This window comes from Pseudoalteromonas sp. SWYJ118, assembly GCF_015864505.1.
GTDB lineage: Bacteria > Pseudomonadota > Gammaproteobacteria > Enterobacterales > Alteromonadaceae > Pseudoalteromonas > Pseudoalteromonas arctica.
In genome coordinates, this window is sequence record NZ_JADYXC010000007.1 from 23,117 (window position 1) to 43,834 (window position 20,718).

At 39.4% G+C, this 20,718-nt stretch carries 18 protein-coding genes; 5 read left to right on the plus strand and 13 right to left on the minus strand.

Annotation, left to right across the window (positions count from 1 at the left end; translation table 11 throughout):
• Window positions 1-74: 74 nt before the first annotated feature.
• Together I6F48_RS21495 and I6F48_RS08900 are read left to right on the plus strand one after the other, a co-directional pair.
• Entirely contained in the window at window positions 75-2,186 is a 2,112-nt protein-coding gene (locus tag I6F48_RS21495; RefSeq protein WP_331458714.1) for a CHASE2 domain-containing protein, read from the plus strand.
• Window positions 2,158-3,819 carry an HD domain-containing phosphohydrolase gene (locus I6F48_RS08900; RefSeq protein ID WP_007586383.1) on the plus strand — a complete coding sequence of 554 codons (1,662 nt, stop codon included), beginning with the start codon at window positions 2,158-2,160 and terminating at the stop codon, window positions 3,817-3,819. The genes I6F48_RS21495 and I6F48_RS08900 overlap by 29 nt, the downstream gene beginning before the upstream one ends.
• A 302-nt stretch (window positions 3,820-4,121) precedes the next feature.
• On the opposite strand, the gene I6F48_RS08905 is transcribed toward I6F48_RS08900, so the two are convergent.
• The 13 genes from I6F48_RS08905 to I6F48_RS08965 all read right to left on the minus strand — a co-directional run bounded on the left by I6F48_RS08905 (window position 4,122) and on the right by I6F48_RS08965 (window position 17,244).
• A complete protein-coding gene (locus I6F48_RS08905; protein WP_197119267.1) occupies window positions 4,122-5,549 on the minus strand; it encodes an NAD-dependent succinate-semialdehyde dehydrogenase in 1,428 nt (475 codons plus the stop codon).
• 247 nt (window positions 5,550-5,796) lie between these two features.
• On the minus strand, window positions 5,797-6,135 hold the full coding sequence (gene fdx, locus I6F48_RS08910; protein ID WP_165735300.1) for an ISC system 2Fe-2S type ferredoxin: 339 nt from the start codon (window positions 6,133-6,135) through the stop codon (window positions 5,797-5,799).
• A gap of 11 nt (window positions 6,136-6,146) precedes the next feature.
• Complete coding sequence (gene hscA / locus I6F48_RS08915; RefSeq protein ID WP_165741392.1) at window positions 6,147-8,009, minus strand: Fe-S protein assembly chaperone HscA; 1,863 nt, start codon at window positions 8,007-8,009, stop codon at window positions 6,147-6,149.
• 41 nt (window positions 8,010-8,050) lie between these two features.
• Entirely contained in the window at window positions 8,051-8,578 is a 528-nt protein-coding gene (hscB, locus tag I6F48_RS08920) for a co-chaperone HscB (RefSeq protein WP_007586374.1), read from the minus strand.
• An 82-nt stretch (window positions 8,579-8,660) separates the two neighbouring features.
• Window positions 8,661-8,984 carry an iron-sulfur cluster assembly protein IscA gene (gene iscA, locus I6F48_RS08925; protein WP_007377674.1) on the minus strand — a complete coding sequence of 108 codons (324 nt, stop codon included), beginning with the start codon at window positions 8,982-8,984 and terminating at the stop codon, window positions 8,661-8,663.
• Window positions 8,985-8,996: 12 nt separating this feature from the next.
• Complete coding sequence (gene iscU, locus I6F48_RS08930) at window positions 8,997-9,380, minus strand: Fe-S cluster assembly scaffold IscU (protein WP_007377675.1); 384 nt, start codon at window positions 9,378-9,380, stop codon at window positions 8,997-8,999.
• Window positions 9,381-9,421: 41 nt separating this feature from the next.
• Entirely contained in the window at window positions 9,422-10,639 is a 1,218-nt protein-coding gene (locus I6F48_RS08935) for an IscS subfamily cysteine desulfurase (RefSeq protein ID WP_002958425.1), read from the minus strand.
• 24 nt (window positions 10,640-10,663) lie between these two features.
• Window positions 10,664-11,155, minus strand: a complete 492-nt coding sequence (iscR, locus tag I6F48_RS08940; protein WP_007586371.1) for a Fe-S cluster assembly transcriptional regulator IscR — start codon at window positions 11,153-11,155, stop codon at window positions 10,664-10,666.
• 236 nt (window positions 11,156-11,391) lie between these two features.
• Entirely contained in the window at window positions 11,392-12,117 is a 726-nt protein-coding gene (gene trmJ / locus I6F48_RS08945) for a tRNA (cytosine(32)/uridine(32)-2'-O)-methyltransferase TrmJ (protein WP_024589846.1), read from the minus strand.
• 195 nt (window positions 12,118-12,312) lie between these two features.
• On the minus strand, window positions 12,313-13,068 hold the full coding sequence (locus I6F48_RS08950) for a class I SAM-dependent methyltransferase (protein WP_010554084.1): 756 nt from the start codon (window positions 13,066-13,068) through the stop codon (window positions 12,313-12,315).
• Between the two features lie 57 nt (window positions 13,069-13,125).
• Window positions 13,126-14,304: a response regulator transcription factor gene (locus I6F48_RS08955; protein ID WP_197119268.1), complete on the minus strand. Its 1,179-nt coding sequence runs from the start codon at window positions 14,302-14,304 to the stop codon at window positions 13,126-13,128.
• 139 nt (window positions 14,305-14,443) lie between these two features.
• Window positions 14,444-16,483 carry an oligopeptidase A gene (gene prlC, locus I6F48_RS08960; protein WP_197119269.1) on the minus strand — a complete coding sequence of 680 codons (2,040 nt, stop codon included), beginning with the start codon at window positions 16,481-16,483 and terminating at the stop codon, window positions 14,444-14,446.
• Between the two features lie 86 nt (window positions 16,484-16,569).
• A complete protein-coding gene (locus I6F48_RS08965; RefSeq protein WP_197119270.1) occupies window positions 16,570-17,244 on the minus strand; it encodes a DUF2461 domain-containing protein in 675 nt (224 codons plus the stop codon).
• A gap of 78 nt (window positions 17,245-17,322) precedes the next feature.
• Between I6F48_RS08965 and gorA the strand changes: the two genes are divergently transcribed.
• The 3 genes from gorA (at window position 17,323) to I6F48_RS08980 (ending at window position 20,525) form a co-directional block, all read left to right on the plus strand.
• Window positions 17,323-18,684 carry a glutathione-disulfide reductase gene (gorA, locus tag I6F48_RS08970; protein WP_165728136.1) on the plus strand — a complete coding sequence of 454 codons (1,362 nt, stop codon included), beginning with the start codon at window positions 17,323-17,325 and terminating at the stop codon, window positions 18,682-18,684.
• A gap of 264 nt (window positions 18,685-18,948) precedes the next feature.
• Window positions 18,949-19,581 (plus strand): hypothetical protein, encoded by a 633-nt coding sequence (locus tag I6F48_RS08975; protein WP_197119271.1) that lies wholly within the window; start codon window positions 18,949-18,951, stop codon window positions 19,579-19,581.
• Between the two features lie 107 nt (window positions 19,582-19,688).
• Window positions 19,689-20,525: a mechanosensitive ion channel family protein gene (locus tag I6F48_RS08980; protein ID WP_024594472.1), complete on the plus strand. Its 837-nt coding sequence runs from the start codon at window positions 19,689-19,691 to the stop codon at window positions 20,523-20,525.
• Window positions 20,526-20,718 lie beyond the last annotated feature (193 nt).

Sequence of the window (20,718 nt, forward strand, 5' to 3'; positions counted from 1 at the left end):
TTTTCATTGGCGCTGTTATTACATTATTAATTGCATCAATAGAGCTATTTTCAACTGGGTCGCTTGCAAAGTTAGTGAACCGCGTAGAAGGTATAATATACGACTCTCGGTTGTTACTAACACTTTCAGAGACGCCTAGGCGTATTGATGAAACCGTTGTAATAATTGATATCGATGAAAAGAGCATGCAAGAACAAGGACGCTTTCCTTGGAGTCGCTCAAAAGTAGCCGACCTTGTTACAAAGCTTACTGATGCAGGTGTTATTGTTATTGCATTCGATATATTTTTTTCTGAACAGGAAGAAAACCCTGTTACAAAAATTATGTCTGAAATTCCTGATTTATCAAAAAAGTACACCATCCCCTTTGCTGAAATTACTAAACAAGTCGATGCAGACACAAAACTAGCAAGCGCATTATCTAAAAATGATACTGTTCTTGGTTTTTTATTAATTGATGAACAACTCACTAATCAAAACTTGCCAGCTAAAAGCAGTGTTATATGGGCAAATGCGGATCATACTAATTCACAAATAAACCAGTTTCCTGGTGCTATTGTAAATATTCCACAGTTACAAAATGCTACAACGGGTACCGGTTTTATCAATGCACATAGCGATGAAGATGGTTTTATACGTAAAGCAGCTCTTATAAATCGAGTTGGCAATAAGCTTTATCCTTCTTTAGCACTTGAAGTTGCTCGACTTTATACCCTTGCTGAAAACATAGAAACCCGTTCCAATAGGTTAGATGGTATAACCTTATTCGAAGGTATAAAATTTCAAGATAAGTGGATTCAAACTGATGAGTATGGGCAAATATTAATTCCTTACAAAGGGCGTGCGCATAGCTTCCCTTATTATTCGGCTACCGATATTTTGACCAAAAAAATTGGTTTAGAGGAATTAGAAGGCACAGTAGCCTTTATTGGCACATCGGCAATTGGACTCGCTGATTTAAGATCAACACCTGTTGGTTTGCAATACCCTGGTGTGGAGGTTCATGCCAATATCTTTGAAGGATTAATGCACCCAGAGCTACTGCCATCTAAACCTAATTGGTCACTGGGAGCAAGCTTACTCATCATTACATTAACGGGTAGCGTACTGTCGTTTTTTAGCCACGGTAAGAGCGCACGTTTTATTATTGTTTTGTCTCTTACAGTCACAAGTGTCGTTATATTTTTAAACGTTTATTTATGGTCAGTGCAAAAAATTAGTTTACCTTTATTAATGCCTCTTTTACTCATCATTATATTAGCGGGTTATTACATCATTGTTGGTTCTATCGCTGAAATGAAACATAGCCGAAAAATAAAATCTATGTTTGACCAATATATGCCTCCTGAGCGTATAAATCAGATGATATTACAGGGTAAAAGTTTATCTCAAAAAAGTGAGCGAAAAAATATGACGGTGTTGTTTGCCGACATTCGTAGTTTCACTTCAGTATCAGAAAGTATGTCGCCCCATCAGTTAAGTGAATACTTAAACGAATATCTTACGGCTATTACCAAAATCATATTTGATCATAACGGAACTATTGATAAGTACGTAGGCGATATGGTGATGGCATTTTGGAATGCTCCACTAATAGATGAAAACCACGCTCGCCATGGTGTTGAAGCCGCTATGGGTATGATTAACGGGTTAACGCAAGTAAATCAGTTATTTGCAGAAAACAATCAGCCTGCAATAAAAATTGGTATCGGTTTAAGTACTGGCGATATGAATGTAGGTGATATGGGTTCGGTTTACCGTAAAGCCTATACAGTTCTTGGTGATACTGTTAATTTAGGTGCTAGAGTAGAAAGCTTGACCAAATTTTATGGCGTAGCTATTCTTGTTACAGAAGAAACGATGAACGAATGCCCTCATATTTCATTTCGTTTAATAGATAAAGTACAAGTTGTCGGAAAAACAACGGCTATACAGTTGTTTGAGCCTATAAATTTTACAGATAAGCTCGATGAAGAACAGTTAAATGAAGTTAAAAAATCACAGCAGGCCATGACGCTTTTTTATAATAAAAACTGGCCACAAGCGCTTAGCTTATTTAAAGAACTACACAGCACGACCGTATTTAGCTCTGACGTTTATACCATTTTTATCGAACGTATTAAGGGCACTGATTTGCAAACACTAGCTAAGGATTGGAATGGTGCCTTCAAACATACTAAAAAGTAGTAAACATATGCGACAGCACATTAAAGACAAAACAAACCTTCAGCATTTTATCGATATTAGTATTAGGCTAACAACAGAAAAAAACTCGTCTAAGTTACTTGATGAAATACTGCAAGTTGTGATGTCGATAGCAAATTCTGATGCTGGCAGCATTTACTCTATTACCCCAAACAAACAACTCAAGTTTGAAACGGTAATAAATAAGTCATTAAATCTTTATTTAGGTGGCACTTTAGGGAGCCCTGTAGATTTTCCTAATATAGATCTTTTTATAGATGGCAAACCAAACGAAACCGCTATTGTTGCCCACTCTGCAAATTCTGGCGAAGTGATTAACATTCCTGACGTGTATGATGCCCTGCCCTTTGATATGAGCGCAGCTCGCAAAATGGACGCACGCACGGGTTATCGTTCTGAGTCCATGCTAACAATTCCTTTAAAAGATCATGAAGATGACATTATTGGTGTAATCCAGCTTATAAATGTAAAAGATGCGCAAAATAAAAACATTCCTTTTAGTGAAGAGCTTGTCACTCTAATTCGATCTTTTGCCTCTTTAGGCGCTATTTCACTAACTAACTCAACACTAATTAAGGGAATGGAAGATCTTTTTTCAACCTTTGCTGAAACAATTGCGATGGCAATAGATGAAAAGTCTCCTCATACCGGTGGCCATTGTAAACGAGTGCCAGCACTCACGTTAATGCTAGCTGATGCCGTACATGATATAAATAAAGGCCCTTTGGCTTCATTTTCGATGAGTGAGGCCGACCGGCATGAACTTGATATAGCAGGCTGGTTACATGACTGTGGGAAAATCGCGACTCCCGATCACATTATGGAAAAGTCGACAAAACTAGAAACTATTTTTGATCGAATAAAATATGTAGATGCTAAATTTGAAATAATTAGCCGAGATTTAAAAATAGCGTATCAGCAAAAAATCATCTGTGCGATGAAGCTGCAAAAACCTATCGAGGTTCAACAATTTGAACGCCTACTTGATACCGAGCTTAAACAGTTGGCATTAGACCGTGCATTATTACAGCGTGTGAATGTAGGGGGCGAGTTTTTAGGTGATGCAGAACTTGAGCACATTGAACGCATTGCAAACAAATACCAACTCGTTATAAATGATATTAATACACCATTGCTCTCAGCTGATGAAGTTGAAAACTTAACAATACGAAGAGGCACGTTAACCGAAGCCGAACGTGAAGTAATGAAACGTCATATGGATGTAACTAAAAATATTTTAGATGCCCTGCCGTTCCCTAAACACTTAAGCAATGTGACTGAATATGCTTTAGGTCATCATGAAAAACTTGACGGTACTGGTTACCCAAGAGGTTTAACCAAAGAGCAAATGTCGGTGCCTGCAAGGTTAATGGCTATTACGGATATTTTTGAAGCGCTATCTGCAGTAGACAGGCCCTACAAAAAAGCAAAACCGGTCAGTGAGTGTTTATTTATTTTAGGGTCAATGGTTGCTAAAAACCATCTTGATGCTGACATTTTTGCTATTTTTATTGAGTCGCAAGTCTATAAAAATTATATCAATGAATATGCTAACCCAGAGCAGCTAGATGAGGTAGATTTTGATAACTTACCCGGTTACACACCTATAAGTTAGCACCTATAAGTTAGCACCTATAAGCCATGCCTTTATTCAAAATACGCTTATTACAGCCTATACCTATCCAAACAAAAAAATGCCACCTTACGGTGGCATTTACACACGGGGTTATTTCTACTTATAGAAATCCTTTTACTTTTTATTTGTTTTTTTATGTTGTTTTATTAACAAAAAATATGTTCCCAAAGGTAGCATTTAGCGCTTTGGGTAGCAACAGTAAAAGGTAAAGTTCATATATCTGCCATATTAACGTCATAAAAAAGCGCGAAGTAAATTCGCGCTCGTATACTTAACTGCCGTTATATTTTAATACACACGTATTTTTCTTCTAGGTACTCATCCAGCCCTTGATGCCCACCTTCTCGGCCCAAACCAGATTGTTTAACGCCACCGAAAGGCGCTACTGGGTTTGATATAACACCTTCATTTACACCTACCATACCAAATTCAAGCCCTTCACTAATTCGGTAAATTTGCTTAATATTTTGGCTATAAAAATAGGCTGCTAGACCAAATGGTACATCGTTAGCAAGTGCAAGCACTTCACTTTCTTCATCAAAAGGAATAACCGTTAATACTGGACCAAATACTTCTTCGTGGTAAATATCCATGTCAGTAGTTACGTTGTTTACTATTAATGGGTTTTGAAAGCTGCCACCTAAGTCACTATTATCGCCAATCAACGTAGCACCTTTATCGAGTGCGTCTTGTACTAACTGTTGTACTTTCTCTTTGGCTTTAGGGTAAATGAGTGGGCCAATATCAACATCGTCTTCAAAACCATTTGCCACTTTTAACGCTGCAACCTTAGGCGTGATTTTTGACAGTACTTTGTCGAGAATATTACGCTGTATAAAGATACGGTTTGCAGCAACACATGCCTGCCCACTATTTCTAAATTTAGCCGTCATTAGCCCTTCTACAGCTTCATCTAAATCTGCATTATCAAAAATGATAAAAGGCGCATTGCCGCCAAGCTCCATCGAGGTGCGTTTAATTGTGTCTGCACATTGAGATAGCAACTGCTTACCTACACCGGTAGAGCCGGTAAATGTAAACTTACGCACGACTTCTGAATCAGTCAGCATTTTACCTACTGTTTTGGCATCTTGTGAAACCAGTACATTAAATGCACCTTTAACAAAACCAGCTTGATCGGCCAAATAAGCAAGTGCGATAGCACATAGTGGCGTATGTTCAGAAGGTTTAAGTATAAAGCTACAGCCCGCAGCGTAAGCTGGAGCTACTTTACGAGTAACCATAGCAACAGGGAAGTTCCAAGGCGTTATACCAGCTACAACACCGATAGGCTGCTTAAAGCTAGTTAAACGATGTGAGTCATCAGTTGGCGGAATCACGTCACCGTAACTACGCTTGGCTTCCTCAGCAAACCATTTGATAAAACCTGCACCGTAATCAATTTCACCAAGGGATTCTTTAAGTGGCTTACCTTGCTCTTTGGTCATAAGCTCTGCAAGTGTTTGTTTGTGTTTTATAACTAGCTCATACCAGCGCATCAACGTTTCGCTTCGCTCGGTGGCATTCGTCGCTTTTAATTTAACAAAAGCCCCTTGAGCTGCAGCTATTGCGCTATTTACACCCTGCTCGTCAATATCGCTTACATCAACAATACTTTTTTCGGTCGCGGGATCGTTAACGCTAAAGTGCGTATCAGTCTTATAAAATTCGCCGTTAATAAATGAGTCTGAGAAAATAAGATTACTCAAAATAAACCTCCGAAATAGATTTTAGGGATTGGGTTGAACTCTTAGCAGCGGGTTTACCCCGCGTTTATATAATCTGAAAAATACGTGATCATTTTGATGTTCAAGTTTGAGATTAGAAAAATTTAACTTAAAACGTTTGAGATTTAAAACGCGACATAAAGTCGCTGCTACGTGTTTATGAATGCTTTTTTGAAACAAAAAAGCCGCTGTATCAAACAGCGGCTTTTAATATATACATCGTTAAAAACTAGTGCTCTTCATTAACGATATTGAGATTGTACTTAGGTATTTCAACCACTAAGTCTTCATCTCTTATAATTGCTTGGCAACCAAGGCGTGACTCAGGCTCTAAACCCCATGCTTTATCTAGCATGTCATCTTCTAGCTCATCACTCTCTTGTAGTGAATCAAATCCTTCACGAATCACTAAATGACACGTAGTACATGCACACGACTTTTCGCAGGCATGTGCAATACTAATGCCATTTTTAAGTGCAGCGTCGAGTACTGTTTGGCCTGCAGGGGCTTCAATTGCAGCGCCGTCAGGACATAATTCAGGATGTGGAAGAAAAACAATTTGTGGCATTCTAATCTCTCTTAAATGTTGTCTACTGACTGCCCTGTAAGGGCCTTTTTAATTGATGCATCCATTCTACGCGATGCAAAGTCGCTACTCGCATTATCGACTTTTTCGATAGCTGCTTTAATTTCGCCAGGCTCTTGTGCATTTTCGCGCACTTTTACCAGTTCTGCAATTTCAGCGCGTAAGTTAGCAAGTTGCATATCGTCAAGTAATGCAGCATCGGCTGCAAGTGATGCATTAAGCGCTTCTATTACGCGTAACGCTTCTACTTGTTGCTCTTTAAGCATACGTGCTTGCATGTCGCCTTTAGCGTTGCTCATTGACTCTTTTAGCATGTTAGCTACTTGGTCGTCAGATAAACCAAACGAAGGCTTAACTTGAATTTCAGCTTGTACGCCTGTTGATTTTTCCATAGCTGAAACACTTAATAGGCCATCAGCATCAACTTTAAAGGTTACACGAATATGCGCAGCACCTGCCGCCATTGGTGGAATACCTTTTAAGCTAAACTTAGCAAGCGATCGACAATCATCAACAAGCTCACGCTCACCTTGCAGCACATGTAATGACATAGCTGTTTGGCCGTCTTTAAACGTCGTAAATTCTTGCGCGCGTGCTACCGGAATTGTTGTATTACGCGGAATGATTTTTTCAACCAAACCACCCATAGTTTCAAGGCCTAGCGATAACGGTAATACATCAAGCAATAGCATGTCAGAATCGGGCTTATTGCCAATTAACACGTCGGCTTGAAGCGCAGCACCTAGGGCTACAACACGATCAGGGTCGATTGAAGTTAGCGGCTCTTTATCAAAAAAGCTTTGTACTTGGCTACGTACCAGTGGCATACGGGTTGAACCGCCTACCATAATAACTTGCAGTACTTCGTCGTTTTCTATGCCAGCATCTTTTACAGCACGACGACACGAACGCAGTGTTTTTTTAACGAGAGGCATAGCCATTTCATCAAACGTTTCGCGTGTTACTTCTACTGTGTATTTTTGATCGTCAAACTCAAGACCCACGTTTACTTTAGCGTATTGGCTTAATGCTTCTTTACACGCTTTTGCTTTATTGATGAATAAACGTAAAACTGAAGGTGACAACGCTGACACACCAGTTTGCTGCTTAAAGTAATCAACAAGTAGTGAGTCAAAGTCATCACCACCGAGACTTGAGTCGCCGCCAGTTGCCATTACTTCAAACACACCTTGGTGTAATCTAAGTACTGATATATCAAATGTACCACCGCCTAAATCGTAAACAGCAATAATACCTTCTTGGCCAGAATCTAAACCATAAGCAACGGCTGCTGCTGTTGGCTCATTTAATAAACGTAGTACGTTAATACCAGCAAGTTCTGCGGCATCTTTAGTACTTTGGCGCTGTGCGTCATCAAAGTACGCTGGTACTGTGATTACAGCACCTAAAATCTCTTGATTACCAAAACTTTGCTCCGCTCGTGCTTTTAATGCAGCTAAAATATGGCTTGATGCTTTAATTGGACTGATTTTACCTGCCGCAGTTTCTATTGCTAGTGCACCATTGTGCTCACAAAATTCATACGGTAGCTGGCCATAACTTTGCTCTATTTCAGCCTGAGTTTTACCTAAAAAACGCTTAACCGAAATAAGCGTGTTGGCAGGGTCTTGCGTTGCTGCTTTTGCAGCTTCTGCGCCAACAGTAATACCGCCTGCTTGATAACGAACAACCGACGGTAACATAGCCGCGCCAAGATCATCAGTTAACGTGCGGGCTTCGCCACTTTGTACTGTTGCAACTAATGAGTTAGTTGTACCAAGATCAATACCAATAGCTAGTTTATGTTCGTGTGGTGCCGCGCTCTGCCCCGGCTCAGCAATTTGCAATAATGCCATAATGCTCTTTAAACTCGTGTTGCTCGCTTTGCAGCAAGTAATTAATCGTCAAATAAACTGTCTTCAATACGCTCTAGTTCGTCACGTAACTTATAAACAAACTTCAGTTTACGAATATTATCTGCGGCAAGTTGATATTGCTGCTCATCGTTACTTGCTAGTTGTTCGGCAAGTTGTGCACTGTACTGCGTGTTTAGTTGCTTAATTTGTTTTTCAAAATTTGCAATGGCGGTATCAGGATCGCGCGACGATGTTAGCTCTTCAAGCTCTTCGCGAAGTTCCATTTGCTGCATTAAAAACATTGGATCTTGCAAGGTTTGCTGCTCTGCACGAATATCAACGCCTAGCTCGCTCAGCATATATTCAGCACGTTTTACTGGGTGCTTTAATGTTTGTAGCGCATCGTTAATTTCGGCGGCGCTTTGCACTGCCATTAACTTATCGCGGCTGCTCGCATTCGCGTGGCGATCTGGATGTACAGTACGCTGTAATTCCAAGTAGTGCTTGTTAACCGTTGCTAAATCAATATTGTAATCAACGGGAACTGCAAATAATTCAAAGTAACGCATAACTTCAACCAATAATATTCAGAAATAACAAAGCCCTACATTAACTGGCAGGGCTTATTTATACTACAAAGATATTTTAAGCTTAAACGGTAAAGCTTTCGCCACAACCACACTCATCTGCTTGATTAGGGTTTCTAAATTTAAACCCTTCATTTAAGCCTTCTTTAGTGTAGTCGAGCTCTGTGCCATCGATGTAAACTAAGCTTTTAGCGTCAACAATTAATGTTACACCTTTAGCCGCAAAAGTTTCATCGTCTTCGTTTAAATCGTCAACAAACTCAAGTACATAAGCAAGACCTGAACAGCCCGTCGTTTTAATGCCAACGCGCAGGCCTAAACCTTTACCGCGGTTTGCTAAAAATGATTGTACGCGGTTTGCTGCCGCATCTGTCAATGTCACTGCCATGAGTTTCTCTTCTTACTTCGCTTGTTTGCTTTTGTAGTCTGCAATTGCTGCTTGAATTGCGTCTTCGGCTAAAATTGAACAGTGAATTTTCACTGGTGGTAATTCAAGCTCTGCACTGATATCAGTGTTTTTAATTGTCGCTGCTTCGTCTAGCGTTTTGCCTTTAACCCACTCTGTTACAAGTGAAGATGAAGCAATTGCGCTACCACAACCGTAGGTTTTGAATTTTGCATCTTCAATAACGCCTTCGGCAGATACTTTAATTTGCAATTTCATTACGTCACCACATGCTGGTGCGCCTACCATACCCGTTGCCACTGACGGATCATTCTTATCTAGAGTACCTACGTTACGTGGGTTTTCTACGTGGTCGATTACTTTATCACTATAAGCCATTATTCTATCCTCATTACCTGCTAGGGTATGTGCTCACACTATTAGTGGTGAGCCCATTCAACTGAATCTAAATCAATACCTTCTTGATGCATTTCCCATAAAGGAGACATCTCACGTAGGCGACCGATAGAGTTTTTCATTAATTCGACGGTGTAATCAATCTCTTCTTCGGTAGTAAAGCGACCAATACTAAAACGAATTGAGCTATGTGCTAATTCGTCGTTACGGCCAAGTGCACGTAATACATAAGAAGGCTCTAAGCTTGCAGATGTACAGGCTGAACCTGACGATACTGCAATGTCTTTTACTGCCATAAGTAACGACTCACCTTCAACAAAGTTAAAGCTGATGTTTACAATGCCAGGTACTGATTGGTCTTGCGTGCCGTTAAAGTATACTTCGTCCATATCAGCCATAATGCCGTCGATTAAACGATTACGTAAGGCGCTGATGTGTGCGTGATCTTTTTCGAAATCTTGCTTAGCAATTTTAAACGCTGTACCCATACCCACTAATTGGTGAGTAGCTAGTGTACCAGAGCGCATACCGCGTTCATGTCCGCCACCGTGCATTTGCGCTTCAAGGCGAGCACGTGGTTTACGACGAACGTAAAGTGCACCAACACCTTTAGGGCCATACACTTTATGTGCAGAGAACGACATAAAATCAACTTTAAGCTGTTGCACGTCGATTAGTACTTTACCCGCGCTTTGCGCTGCATCTACGTGGAACATAATTTTACGTTCGCGACACATTTCGCCAATAGTCGCGATATCTTGAATTACACCTAGCTCGTTATTAACGTGCATAATGCTTACAAGTACTGTGTCGTCACGCATTGTGTCGGCAAGTTTTTGTAAATCAAGTAGGCCGTTTTCTTCAACGTCCATGTAAGTTACTTCAAAACCTTGGCGCTCAAGTTCACGGCATGTGTCGATTACAGCTTTGTGCTCAGTTTTAGCGGTAATAACGTGCTTACCTTTTTTCTTGTAAAACTGTGCTGCACCTTTAATAGCAAGGTTATTTGATTCTGTTGCACCCGATGTGAAAACAATTTCACGTGGGTCTGCATTAATTAAATCAGCAATATCTGTACGTGCTTGGTCAACAGCTTCTTCTGCTTGCCAACCAAAACGGTGTGAGCGTGACGCAGGATTACCAAACTTACCGTCCATTGTCAGGCATTGCATCATTTCTTTAGCAACACGTTCGTCAACAGGCGTGGTCGCTGCGTAATCTAAATAAATCGGTAACTTCATTTCTCTCTCCGCTGCAGGTCAACCTTAAAGTTGACAGCTTACTTGAATGTTTTCCAACTGCTTAATTGCATTATTAATACTGTTATCTTGGCGCGATGCTATTTCTTTCACATCTGATTTTTCCACCAATTCAGCAAGGGTAATATTATTCAAAAATTCTTCTATGCGTGCGCTTAAGTCTGACCACAAATTATGTGTTAAACAACGCATACCACTCTGACAGCCGGTATCGGCACCTTGGCAACGTGTTGCATCGACCGATTCGTCTACGGCGCTAATAATATCGCCAACAGAGATAACGCTCGCTTCACGCCCTAGTAAATAACCACCACCAGGTCCACGAACAGAACTTACTAGGCCATTTTTACGTAAACGAGCAAATAATTGTTCAAGGTAAGACAAAGAAATTTCTTGTCTTTGTGAAATATCAGCAAGGGCTACAGGACCTACACCTGTGTGTAGTGCAACATCCAGCATAGCTGTAACGGCATATCTGCCTTTTGATGTTAACTTCATAACGCCCCCTGCACAAAAGAGTGCAAATTTTAATTACCAGAGTAAATTAGTCAAGTATTATCACTTGATAAAAATTTGATTTAGAAACTCTTACTTTTAAATTGTAGAGTTAACAAATTTTCAATACTTGACCTCTTTGGTCAAGTATTACAGCCATTGTAATTACCTGAGTAATTTAGTCAAGTATTAGCGCGTTAATTAGTCTAGGTCTTTTATAACTAATAGCTATACCTAAGTTACTTAGGGATAGCCTTATTAATTGAGGTGAGAATACCGCGTAAAATATTCATTTCAGCATCTTCAGGGTGAGCTCGGTTAAACAAACGGCGCAATTTAGTCATAACTAAACCAGGGTGTTGCTTGATGATAAAACCTGTTTTAAACAACGTGTCTTCAAGGTGATCATAAAACAACTCTGTTTGCTTTGAGCTTGGGTAAACTGCATCGTCTTCTTCAACCTTTTTAGGTTGTTGATTTAAAAATGCCATGCGAGTTTCGTAACTAAGTGTTTGTACGGCCATAGCTAAATTAAGCGAGCTGTACTCTGGATTAGCAGGAATACATACATGGTAATTACAAAGCTGTAATTCTTCATTAGTTAAACCACTGTTTTCACGACCAAATACTAGCGCTACAGGACCATTTACGGCTTCAGCAACGAGCTTTTCACCACATTCACGTGGTTCAACCATTGGCCACGAAAGCGTACGAGAACGCGCACTTGTGCCAATCGTTAATGTACAGTCAGCGATAGCTTCTTCAACGGTACCTACAATAACTGCATTGCCTAAAACATCAGTTGCGCCTGCAGCTAATGCACTTGCTTGGCTGTCTATTTCGCAAGCAGGATCAACTAAATAAAGTTTTGATAAACCCATGGTTTTCATGGCGCGAGCCGCCGAACCAATATTGCCCGAATGTGACGTGTTAACTAAAACAATGCGAATATCATCTAAGATCATTACTGTGCTACTTTGCTATGCCAAAAAATTGCGCAAATTCTAACATGAAAATGTAATAAGATCCTAGATTCAAAAGGCTAGATCCTATGATCAAACCCAATATAACGATTCTTACATGGATAAGATGTCGCTGAAATCAAAGTATGGTTTCAGCGACATAAGTTCTAGGGATATAACGCCGATTTGTTTTGATGCTTAAACCATTGCCGCTTTTACATAGACATCAAAACGGTTCTTTTTGGTTTTGATCTGCATACTTGGGGTTTTTTCGTTTAAGAATGGGGCGTAATCGGGGCGTTTTACAACAACGCGCTTACTGGCAAGTGGATAGGCAAAATCAAGTAGGTCGTCAGCGTCGTTGTCTGCACCAACAAGCTCTTGGAATACGCGCATTTCTTTTTTAACTAATGCTGATTTTTCGCGATGCGGGAACATGGGATCTAAATAAACAACATCAGGCATGCTTTCGCATTGAGAGAGCAAAGTATGACTTGAGCCAAATATTAGGCTCATGTTTTCTTTCATCCACAAACCAATTTCAATATCGCTATAGGCTCGCTTTAAACCATCGTATAAAAGTGCAGCTACAACCGGGTGACGTTCATGTAATATAACTTTGCACCCTAGCGAGGCAAGTACAAAACCATCTCGCCCTAAACCAGCGGTAGCATCAAGTACAACAGGCGTTGCGCCTTTATTTAAACCCACCGCTTTGGCAATTGCTTGCCCTTTACCACCGCCAAACTTACGCCTATGGGCGGCAGCACCGGTTACAAAATCAACGTTAATTGCACCTAGCTTAGGCTCGTCGGTTTTAAATAGACTTAACCCTTTATCATCGTAATGTAAACTAAAGCCACTACAATTTTGCGCCCATTGGGCTAAACCAAAGCGTGTTTCTAATTCATTTAAATAAGGGCGTAACTCTTTAAAAGCACACTGAATAACCACAATAAACTCCGACGATAAAATACGCCTGTAGTATATCAACCACTTTACTTTAAAGCACTAAAATAGCTCTATATCACTATGATGATTCGTATTGACCTTTGCGGCTTCCGCTTTAGTACGTAAATTGGATATAAGTTCATTGCGGCTTTCGGCAACTTGTTTAAGCTGATATTTGATAAAGGCTAAATCACTATTAGCCGATACAAATAACTGCATTGTTTGATCCAATTGAGATATATATAAAGTGAGATCCGCAGGGTTTGCTTGTGTTTGTTGTAGCTTAATAGCGCAGTCAAGTTCATGTAGCTGCTCTATAAACTCTTTAGTACTTTTGTTTTGCTCTACATTTTGAGTAGTTAACTGCTTAACAATATCTTGAAGGGCTGTACTTATTTGAGCTGCCTGCTCATAACTGCTTTCGCTTCTTTCCATGGTAACAATCTTCTCGTTGGTTACTTCTAATATATGCGGGAACAGATCTTTGTAGCGCCCATACAAAGCATCGTTATCAACTGGCATATTTTTTATCAAAAGGGACACTTTGGGATAATTAATGATAGTGCTGCTACCAATATCAACAAATCGCTGAGCATTTCGATGTTGCTCAAGCAGCTCTTGTTCTAACGGGCAAACACCACTTTGCTGGCTGTAAAAAATACCTTTTCCTTGATACCAAAACACAACCACAACATCTAAATTTAAAGGAGCAAAAAAGGTAAAAAAGTATTCACTCAACGATTGAAAATTATTAGCGTGATAACTTTGTCCAACGTAGCGCATTATACGCCCCATATCGCCTGACTCTGTCATTGCCATTTCAGCTGTTTTATTCGCTTTTACTATATCCAATTTTAGTTTTGCGCATTTTTGCCTATATTCGTAAAGTACCTTTATTCGCGCTATTAACTCTTCTGCGTTAAAAGGTTTTGTAATGTAATCAGATGCGCCGACGCTATAACCTTTTACCCGGTCGCTTAGCTCTATTTTAGATGAGAGAAACATAACGGGAATATCCTGAGTATTTTGACTTTGCTTTATTGTTTTACATACGTCATAACCTGACATACCTGGCATTTCAATATCGAGTAAAATAATATCTGGGTTGTATTTATTGGTTAGCCTTAATCCTTCATCGCCATCTTTTGCATGAATTATTTTACAAAACCCTGCTAAAGACTCTTCAATTATATGATGAACATACTTGTCGTCATCAATTGCCAATACCAACTTTGCCATGCCTTAGTCCATTTTATTAGGTGTGCTAAAAGCATAGTACGGTAGGATGAAATTACTAAAAATTATTAGATAATAATTTTAAAATAATAAAAAAGCGCCATTAAGGCGCTTTAATTTGATTTGTGCTAAATATTAATTTTTAAACAGCAATACCGCTATGGCGTAGTAACGCGTCGACATTTGGCTCACGACCACGGAACTTTTTAAATAATTCCATTGGCTCTTCACTGCCGCCTTTTTCTAAAATATTTTGCATGAAGGCTTGCCCTGTATCAGCGTTAAAAATACCTTCTTCTTCAAATTTAGAAAATGCATCAGCAGAAAGTACTTCAGCCCATTTATACGAGTAGTAACCTGCACTATAACCACCGGCAAAAATATGGCTAAAACCATTTTGAAAACGGTTAAACTCAGGCGGTTTAACGATTGATGTGCGGCTACGTACATCGTTTAGTACTGCTTGAATTTGGCATTGCTCACCCACTTTGTAATCGTTATGGATTTTAAAATCGAATAACGAAAACTCAATTTGACGTAGCATTTGTACGCCTGAGTTATAGTTTTTAGCAGCAAGTAACTTATCAAGTAACTCTTTAGGTAACGGCTCACCCGTTTCATAATGACCTGAAATAAAGCTCAGGGCTTCTTCGGCATAACACCAATTTTCTAAAAACTGACTAGGAAGCTCTACCGCATCCCACGCTACACCATTAATGCCAGCCACTGGCGCGGCATCAACTTGTGTAAGCATGTGGTGAATACCATGACCAAACTCATGAAATAAAGTAGTTACTTCGTCATGAGTAAACAGCGCCGGTTTATCGCCAACCGCCTTATTAAAGTTACACACTAAATAAGCCACTGGAGTTTGTAGTTCGCCGTTAGCGCGTACTTTACGACCCATACAGTCGTCCATCCACGCGCCGCCACGTTTGTGGTCGCGTGCATATAAATCGAGATAAAAACGTCCGCGTAGAGTATTGCTACTATCTACAATTTCAAAAAAACGTACATCTTTGTGATAAGTATCAAAGTCAGTAACTTCTTTTACGCTAATACCAAATAAGCGATTAACGGTTTCGAATAAGCCGCTAAGCACTTTATTTGCTGGGAAGTAAGGACGTAGTACTTCGTCTGAAATTGCATACTTTTCTTGCTTAAGCTTTTCGCTGTAGTAACCAAAATCCCATGCTTGTAATTCAGAAATACCGTGTTTTTGCTCAGCATACGCTTTTAGCTCGGCCACTTCTTGCTCTGCTTGTGGTTTTGATTTAGCTGCTAGGTCTTCTAAAAATGAGAATACTTGTTCTGGTGTTTCGGCCATTTTAGTTGCCAGTGACTTTTCAGCGTAGCTGTTAAACCCTAGTAACTGTGCAAGTTCATGGCGAAGCGCAAGCTCCTCGCTCATAATATCAGAGTTATCAAACTCACCGGCGTTAGGGCCTTGATCTGATGCGCGCGTAGAAAACGCGGTGTAAGTTTCTCTGCGTAATTCGCGGTTATCTGCGTAAGCCATTATTGGTAAATACGACGGGAAATCGAGTGTAAATAACCAGCCCTCTAATTCTTTACTTTTTGCGGTATCGGCTGCAAGTGCAAGAGCTGATTCTGGCAAGCCAGCTAAGTCGCTCTCATCAGTAATATGTTTGTGCCAAGCAAGTGTGGCATCCATTACGTTGTTGCCAAATTTTGAGGCAAGTTCTGATAAACGCGCGCTAATTTCGCCGTAGCGTGTTTGCTGCTCTGCCGCCAGAGCAATACCCGATAATTTAAAATCGCGTAGCGCATTAGTAATTGTTTTTTGTTGTGCTGTAGTCAGCGTTTTAAATTCGTCACTGTTATAAAGCGTATTATACGCGTTGTATAAACCTTGGTGCTGACCTACAAATGTTGAATATTCAGATATTAACGGTAAGCACTGCTCGTAAGCTTCACGTAATTCGTCGTTATTCATTACTGAATTTAAATGCGATACAGGGGAGAACATGCGCGATAATTTATCGTCGGCTTCTTCAAGGGGTAATACTAAGTCATCCCACGTATACGAGCCTTTAGCTAACACGTCATCAATGGCTTTACGACAAAGCTCGATACCGTCTTTTAGTGCTGGTACTACGTACTCAGGCTTTATTTTTGAAAATGGTGGTAAGCCTTCAAGGCCAATTAATGGGTTGCTCATAAATACTCTCTTTGCGTTAATGCATTACATTTTAAATTGGGTCTAAAAGTAAAAAAACAACTCAACTGCTTTTAAGTTGTGTAATTTTAATATGGTTGCTCCAGAGCAAAACACAAATAACCCATTAGTGAATCAGCCACTTTATAACGCTCTAGTACCGTATCAACTAAATTATTGCTACATACTTGTTTTTGAGTAAGCGAGCTAATGGCTATAAAGTCTTTTCGTTTGAGCTCATCTATTAAGGGATGATCTTTTTCAAAACCTCTTGGCGGGCGTTTTAGCGATTCTCCTGACATTTCAAATATAGATTTAAATTGCTCATCATAAATTGCTTTTTTATAGCTATTTGGGTTTTCATCTATGCAGGTTCTAATTGCGTTAAGCGCCTTTGATTCTGGTCGCCAAATACCAGCACCTACAAAACATTCGTCATTTGCTAAGTGGAAGTAAAAACCCGGGGCGTGTACGTCTTTTCCCATAAAATGGCGAAATTGAATCCCTATATTAATTTTATATGGGGTTTTATCTTTACTAAAACGCGCGTCTTTATGGATTCTCATTAAGCTACCGCCCACTTTTTTATCTGATGCAACAAAATGGCTAGAAACATCAGCAAGTGGTGCTTGCATTTGCCTAATGAAATCTAAAGCGGGCTCTCTTACGTATTCCTCATACTGTGATTTATGGTCGTTAAACCAGTCTCTATTATTGTTTTTATCAAGCTGAGCAAGAAATTCGAATGTTTTTTTACTAAACATAGGTCACCTAAACACTCTTTATTTTTAAAACTTAATGTTATGCTAATGCGCATAAAACTCAACGCCTAAGGACATAAAATGACACAACACTTTGATTATATTGCAATCGGTGGTGGCAGTGGTGGTATTGCCTCTGCAAATAGAGCGGCAATGCGTGGCGCTAAAGTAGCACTTATAGAAGCAAAACACATGGGCGGCACGTGTGTAAACGTGGGCTGTGTACCTAAAAAAGTAATGTGGCACGGTGCTCAGGTTGCCGAAGCAATTAATTTATATGCCCCAGATTACGGCTTTAATGTTGAAGTTAAAGGCTTTGATTGGAGCAAACTAGTAGAAAGCCGTGAAGCCTACATTGGCCGAATTCATAAAGGTTACGACAGTGGCCTTGCTAGCAATGGCGTTACTGTAATTAAAGGCTTTGCTAAATTTGTAGATAATAAAACAGTTGAAGTAAACGGCGAGCACTACACAGCCGATCATATATTAATTGCAGTAGGCGGCCGCCCAAGCATTCCGCATATTGAAGGCGCTGAACACGGTATCGATTCAAATGGCTTCTTTGAGCTAAAAGAGCAACCTAAGCGCGTTGCAGTTATTGGCGCAGGCTACATAGCCGTTGAGCTTGCTGGTGTATTACATGGTTTAGGTACTGAAACACATTTATTTGTACGTAAGCATGCCCCACTTCGTAGTTTTGACCCATATATTGTAGATACGCTTGTTGATGTTATGGCTGCTGAGGGCCCTACTCTTCATACTGAATCTGTACCCCATAAATTAGTTAAAGAAGATGACGGCTCTGTAACACTACATTTAGATAACGGCAAAACTCATAACGTTGATCAAGTTATTTGGGCTATTGGCCGCGAGCCAACAACTAATGCTATTAACGTTGCTGCTGCGGGCGTAGAAGTAAACAGCAGTGGTTTTGTAAAAGTTGATGAGTATCAAAATACTACAGCTAAAAACGTTTATGCAGTTGGCGATATAATCGAAAATGGTATTGAACTTACACCAGTAGCAGTAAAAGCAGGGCGTACTTTATCTGAGCGCTTATTTAATAAAGAGCTACCAGATGATTTAAAAATGGATTACAGCCTAGTTCCTACTGTTGTATTTAGTCATCCACCAATTGGGACTATTGGCTTAACTGAGCAAGAAGCTATTTCTCAGTATGGCGAAGAAAACGTTAAGATTTACCAATCTGGTTTTACGGCTATGTACACAGCGGTAACTAAACATCGCCAGCCTTGTAAAATGAAGCTTGTATGTGCCGGCCCAGACGAAAAAGTAGTTGGCCTACATGGTATTGGTTTTGCGGTTGATGAAATGATTCAAGGTTTTGCAGTTGCCATGAAAATGGGCGCAACTAAAGCTGATTTTGATGCTGTTGTTGCGATTCACCCGACTGGCTCGGAAGAATTTGTAACGATGCGCTAGGCGCTAAACTCTAAGTTCTCAATTATAAAAAGCCCTTGCTAAGTAAATAGTAAGGGCTTTTTAATGCTTGTTATATTTTGCACAACAAACCACTTAAAACGTCACATTAAAAACATCCATTCAACATTAAATAAATATCTAAGCTATTATTTTAACAGTAAAAATATTAGACCGATAAAAATATTAAAAGTTTAAATTTTGTTTTGGCTTTAAGGCATTTTTACAATTAGAATCTCGCGCATTTATAGTTTCTCTTGGTTTTTTATGTTTTTACTACGGTCATTTATTTACTTACTGTGTCTAGCGGGTGTTGCTCATTTAATTCAACTTGAAGGCTTTGAATTAAAACAGTATGCACTTTACAGTGAAGAAACTCTTACTGAACATATGCAAGATGTTTTAACTTTTTTAAGCTGTATTTTGTTTTTCTATGCTTCGCGAATTAACTTTCAACTCAAAATACCGGCAGTATTACTTGCTGCGTTATCGGCAATGATGTTTGTAAGAGAGTTTGATACCTACCTCGACTTATACTTTTTTGATGGCGCTTGGCAAAGTATCGTCTATTCAATTTTAGCTGGCGTGTTTGTTTATTTAATAACAAACAGAGGAAGTATTTTTAACTCTTTAAAAGCCTATAGCCTCACTCCTAGTTATGGAATTTGCTTATCAGGCATGGTTACTTTACTCGCATTTTCGCGAATGATGGGCAAAGGCGCATTTTGGCATTCAGTAATGGGCGATGACTACGTACGTGCAGTAAAAAACATTGTTGAAGAGGGTATAGAAACGCTTGGCTATACTCTAATCTTTATTTCAGCCATTGAGCTTGTACTCATATGCCGAAAAAGAATGGCTAAAAATCACAAACATGGCGCTGATGAAGTAACTCAATAGCGTTTCTCCATTTTTATTGGTTACTTTTTTTGCACTAAATTTGCTAATTGGTTTAATAAATCAATATACTGAGCCTGTTTTTATCAACTCGCGTTTAATTGGATATTATGACTAAAGATATATTGCTGCATCCGTTTCTTCTTTCAATTGTAATGATCACAATTGCATTTGTACTAAAAGTACTTGTTGATAAGCTGGCTAAAAATCGCGCAGAAAAAAAAGAAAAAGATATTCGTTACATCGCACACAATATTAAGCACTTTATTAATTTTGTAATGATGATATCGCTGCTATTTGTATGGTCTACTGAAATTCAAAACTTTGCACTTTCTATTGCTGCTTTTGCCGTGGCGATTGTACTTGCAACGCGTGAGTTTATTCAGTGTGTAATAGGCTTTTTTTACCTCGTAACAACTCGCCCGTTTAGAGTGGGTGATTGGATACAAGTAGGTGATTACTTTGGTGAAGTAGCTGAAACGGATTGGATAAAAACAACCATGCATGAAATTGATATACATACTTATCAATTTTCTAGAAAAACCATATACATACCAAATAATAAGCTGATTACCAGCTCTATTAAAAACTTAAACTTTGTAAAACGCTTTGTTACACATCATTTTATTATTGTCCGTCGAGAAAGCTTTAATCCGTACCCTATTCACGACACATTGACTGAACAAGCTAAACTGTACTGCGAAGAGTTTCAAGAAGTAGCGAGCCGTTATAATTCGATGATTGAGCGCAAACTTGATGCAAAAATATCTGGCCCAGAACCAGTAATTCACTTTGGTACAACCGATTTAGGTGAATTTAAAGCAAGCTTTACCTTGTTTTGCCCAACAGAAAAAGCGCTTGAGATAGAGCACAAATTAACAGAGTGCTTTTTTGCGTTATGGTATAAAGAGGCTGAAAAAAATAAAGAGGATGAAGGAGAAGCCTAAACCTTGCCTACACAAAGTAAAAATACAAATCGTAGGTGCGAATTTATTTCGCGCTCTATTTCTAAGTCTGTATTTAAAAAGCGAGGTGTAAAACCTCACCTACCCAAAGTAAGAATGCAAATCGTAGGTGCGAATTTATTTCGCGCTCTATTACGTGAGCGTATATTTAAAAAGCGAGGTGTAAAACCTCACC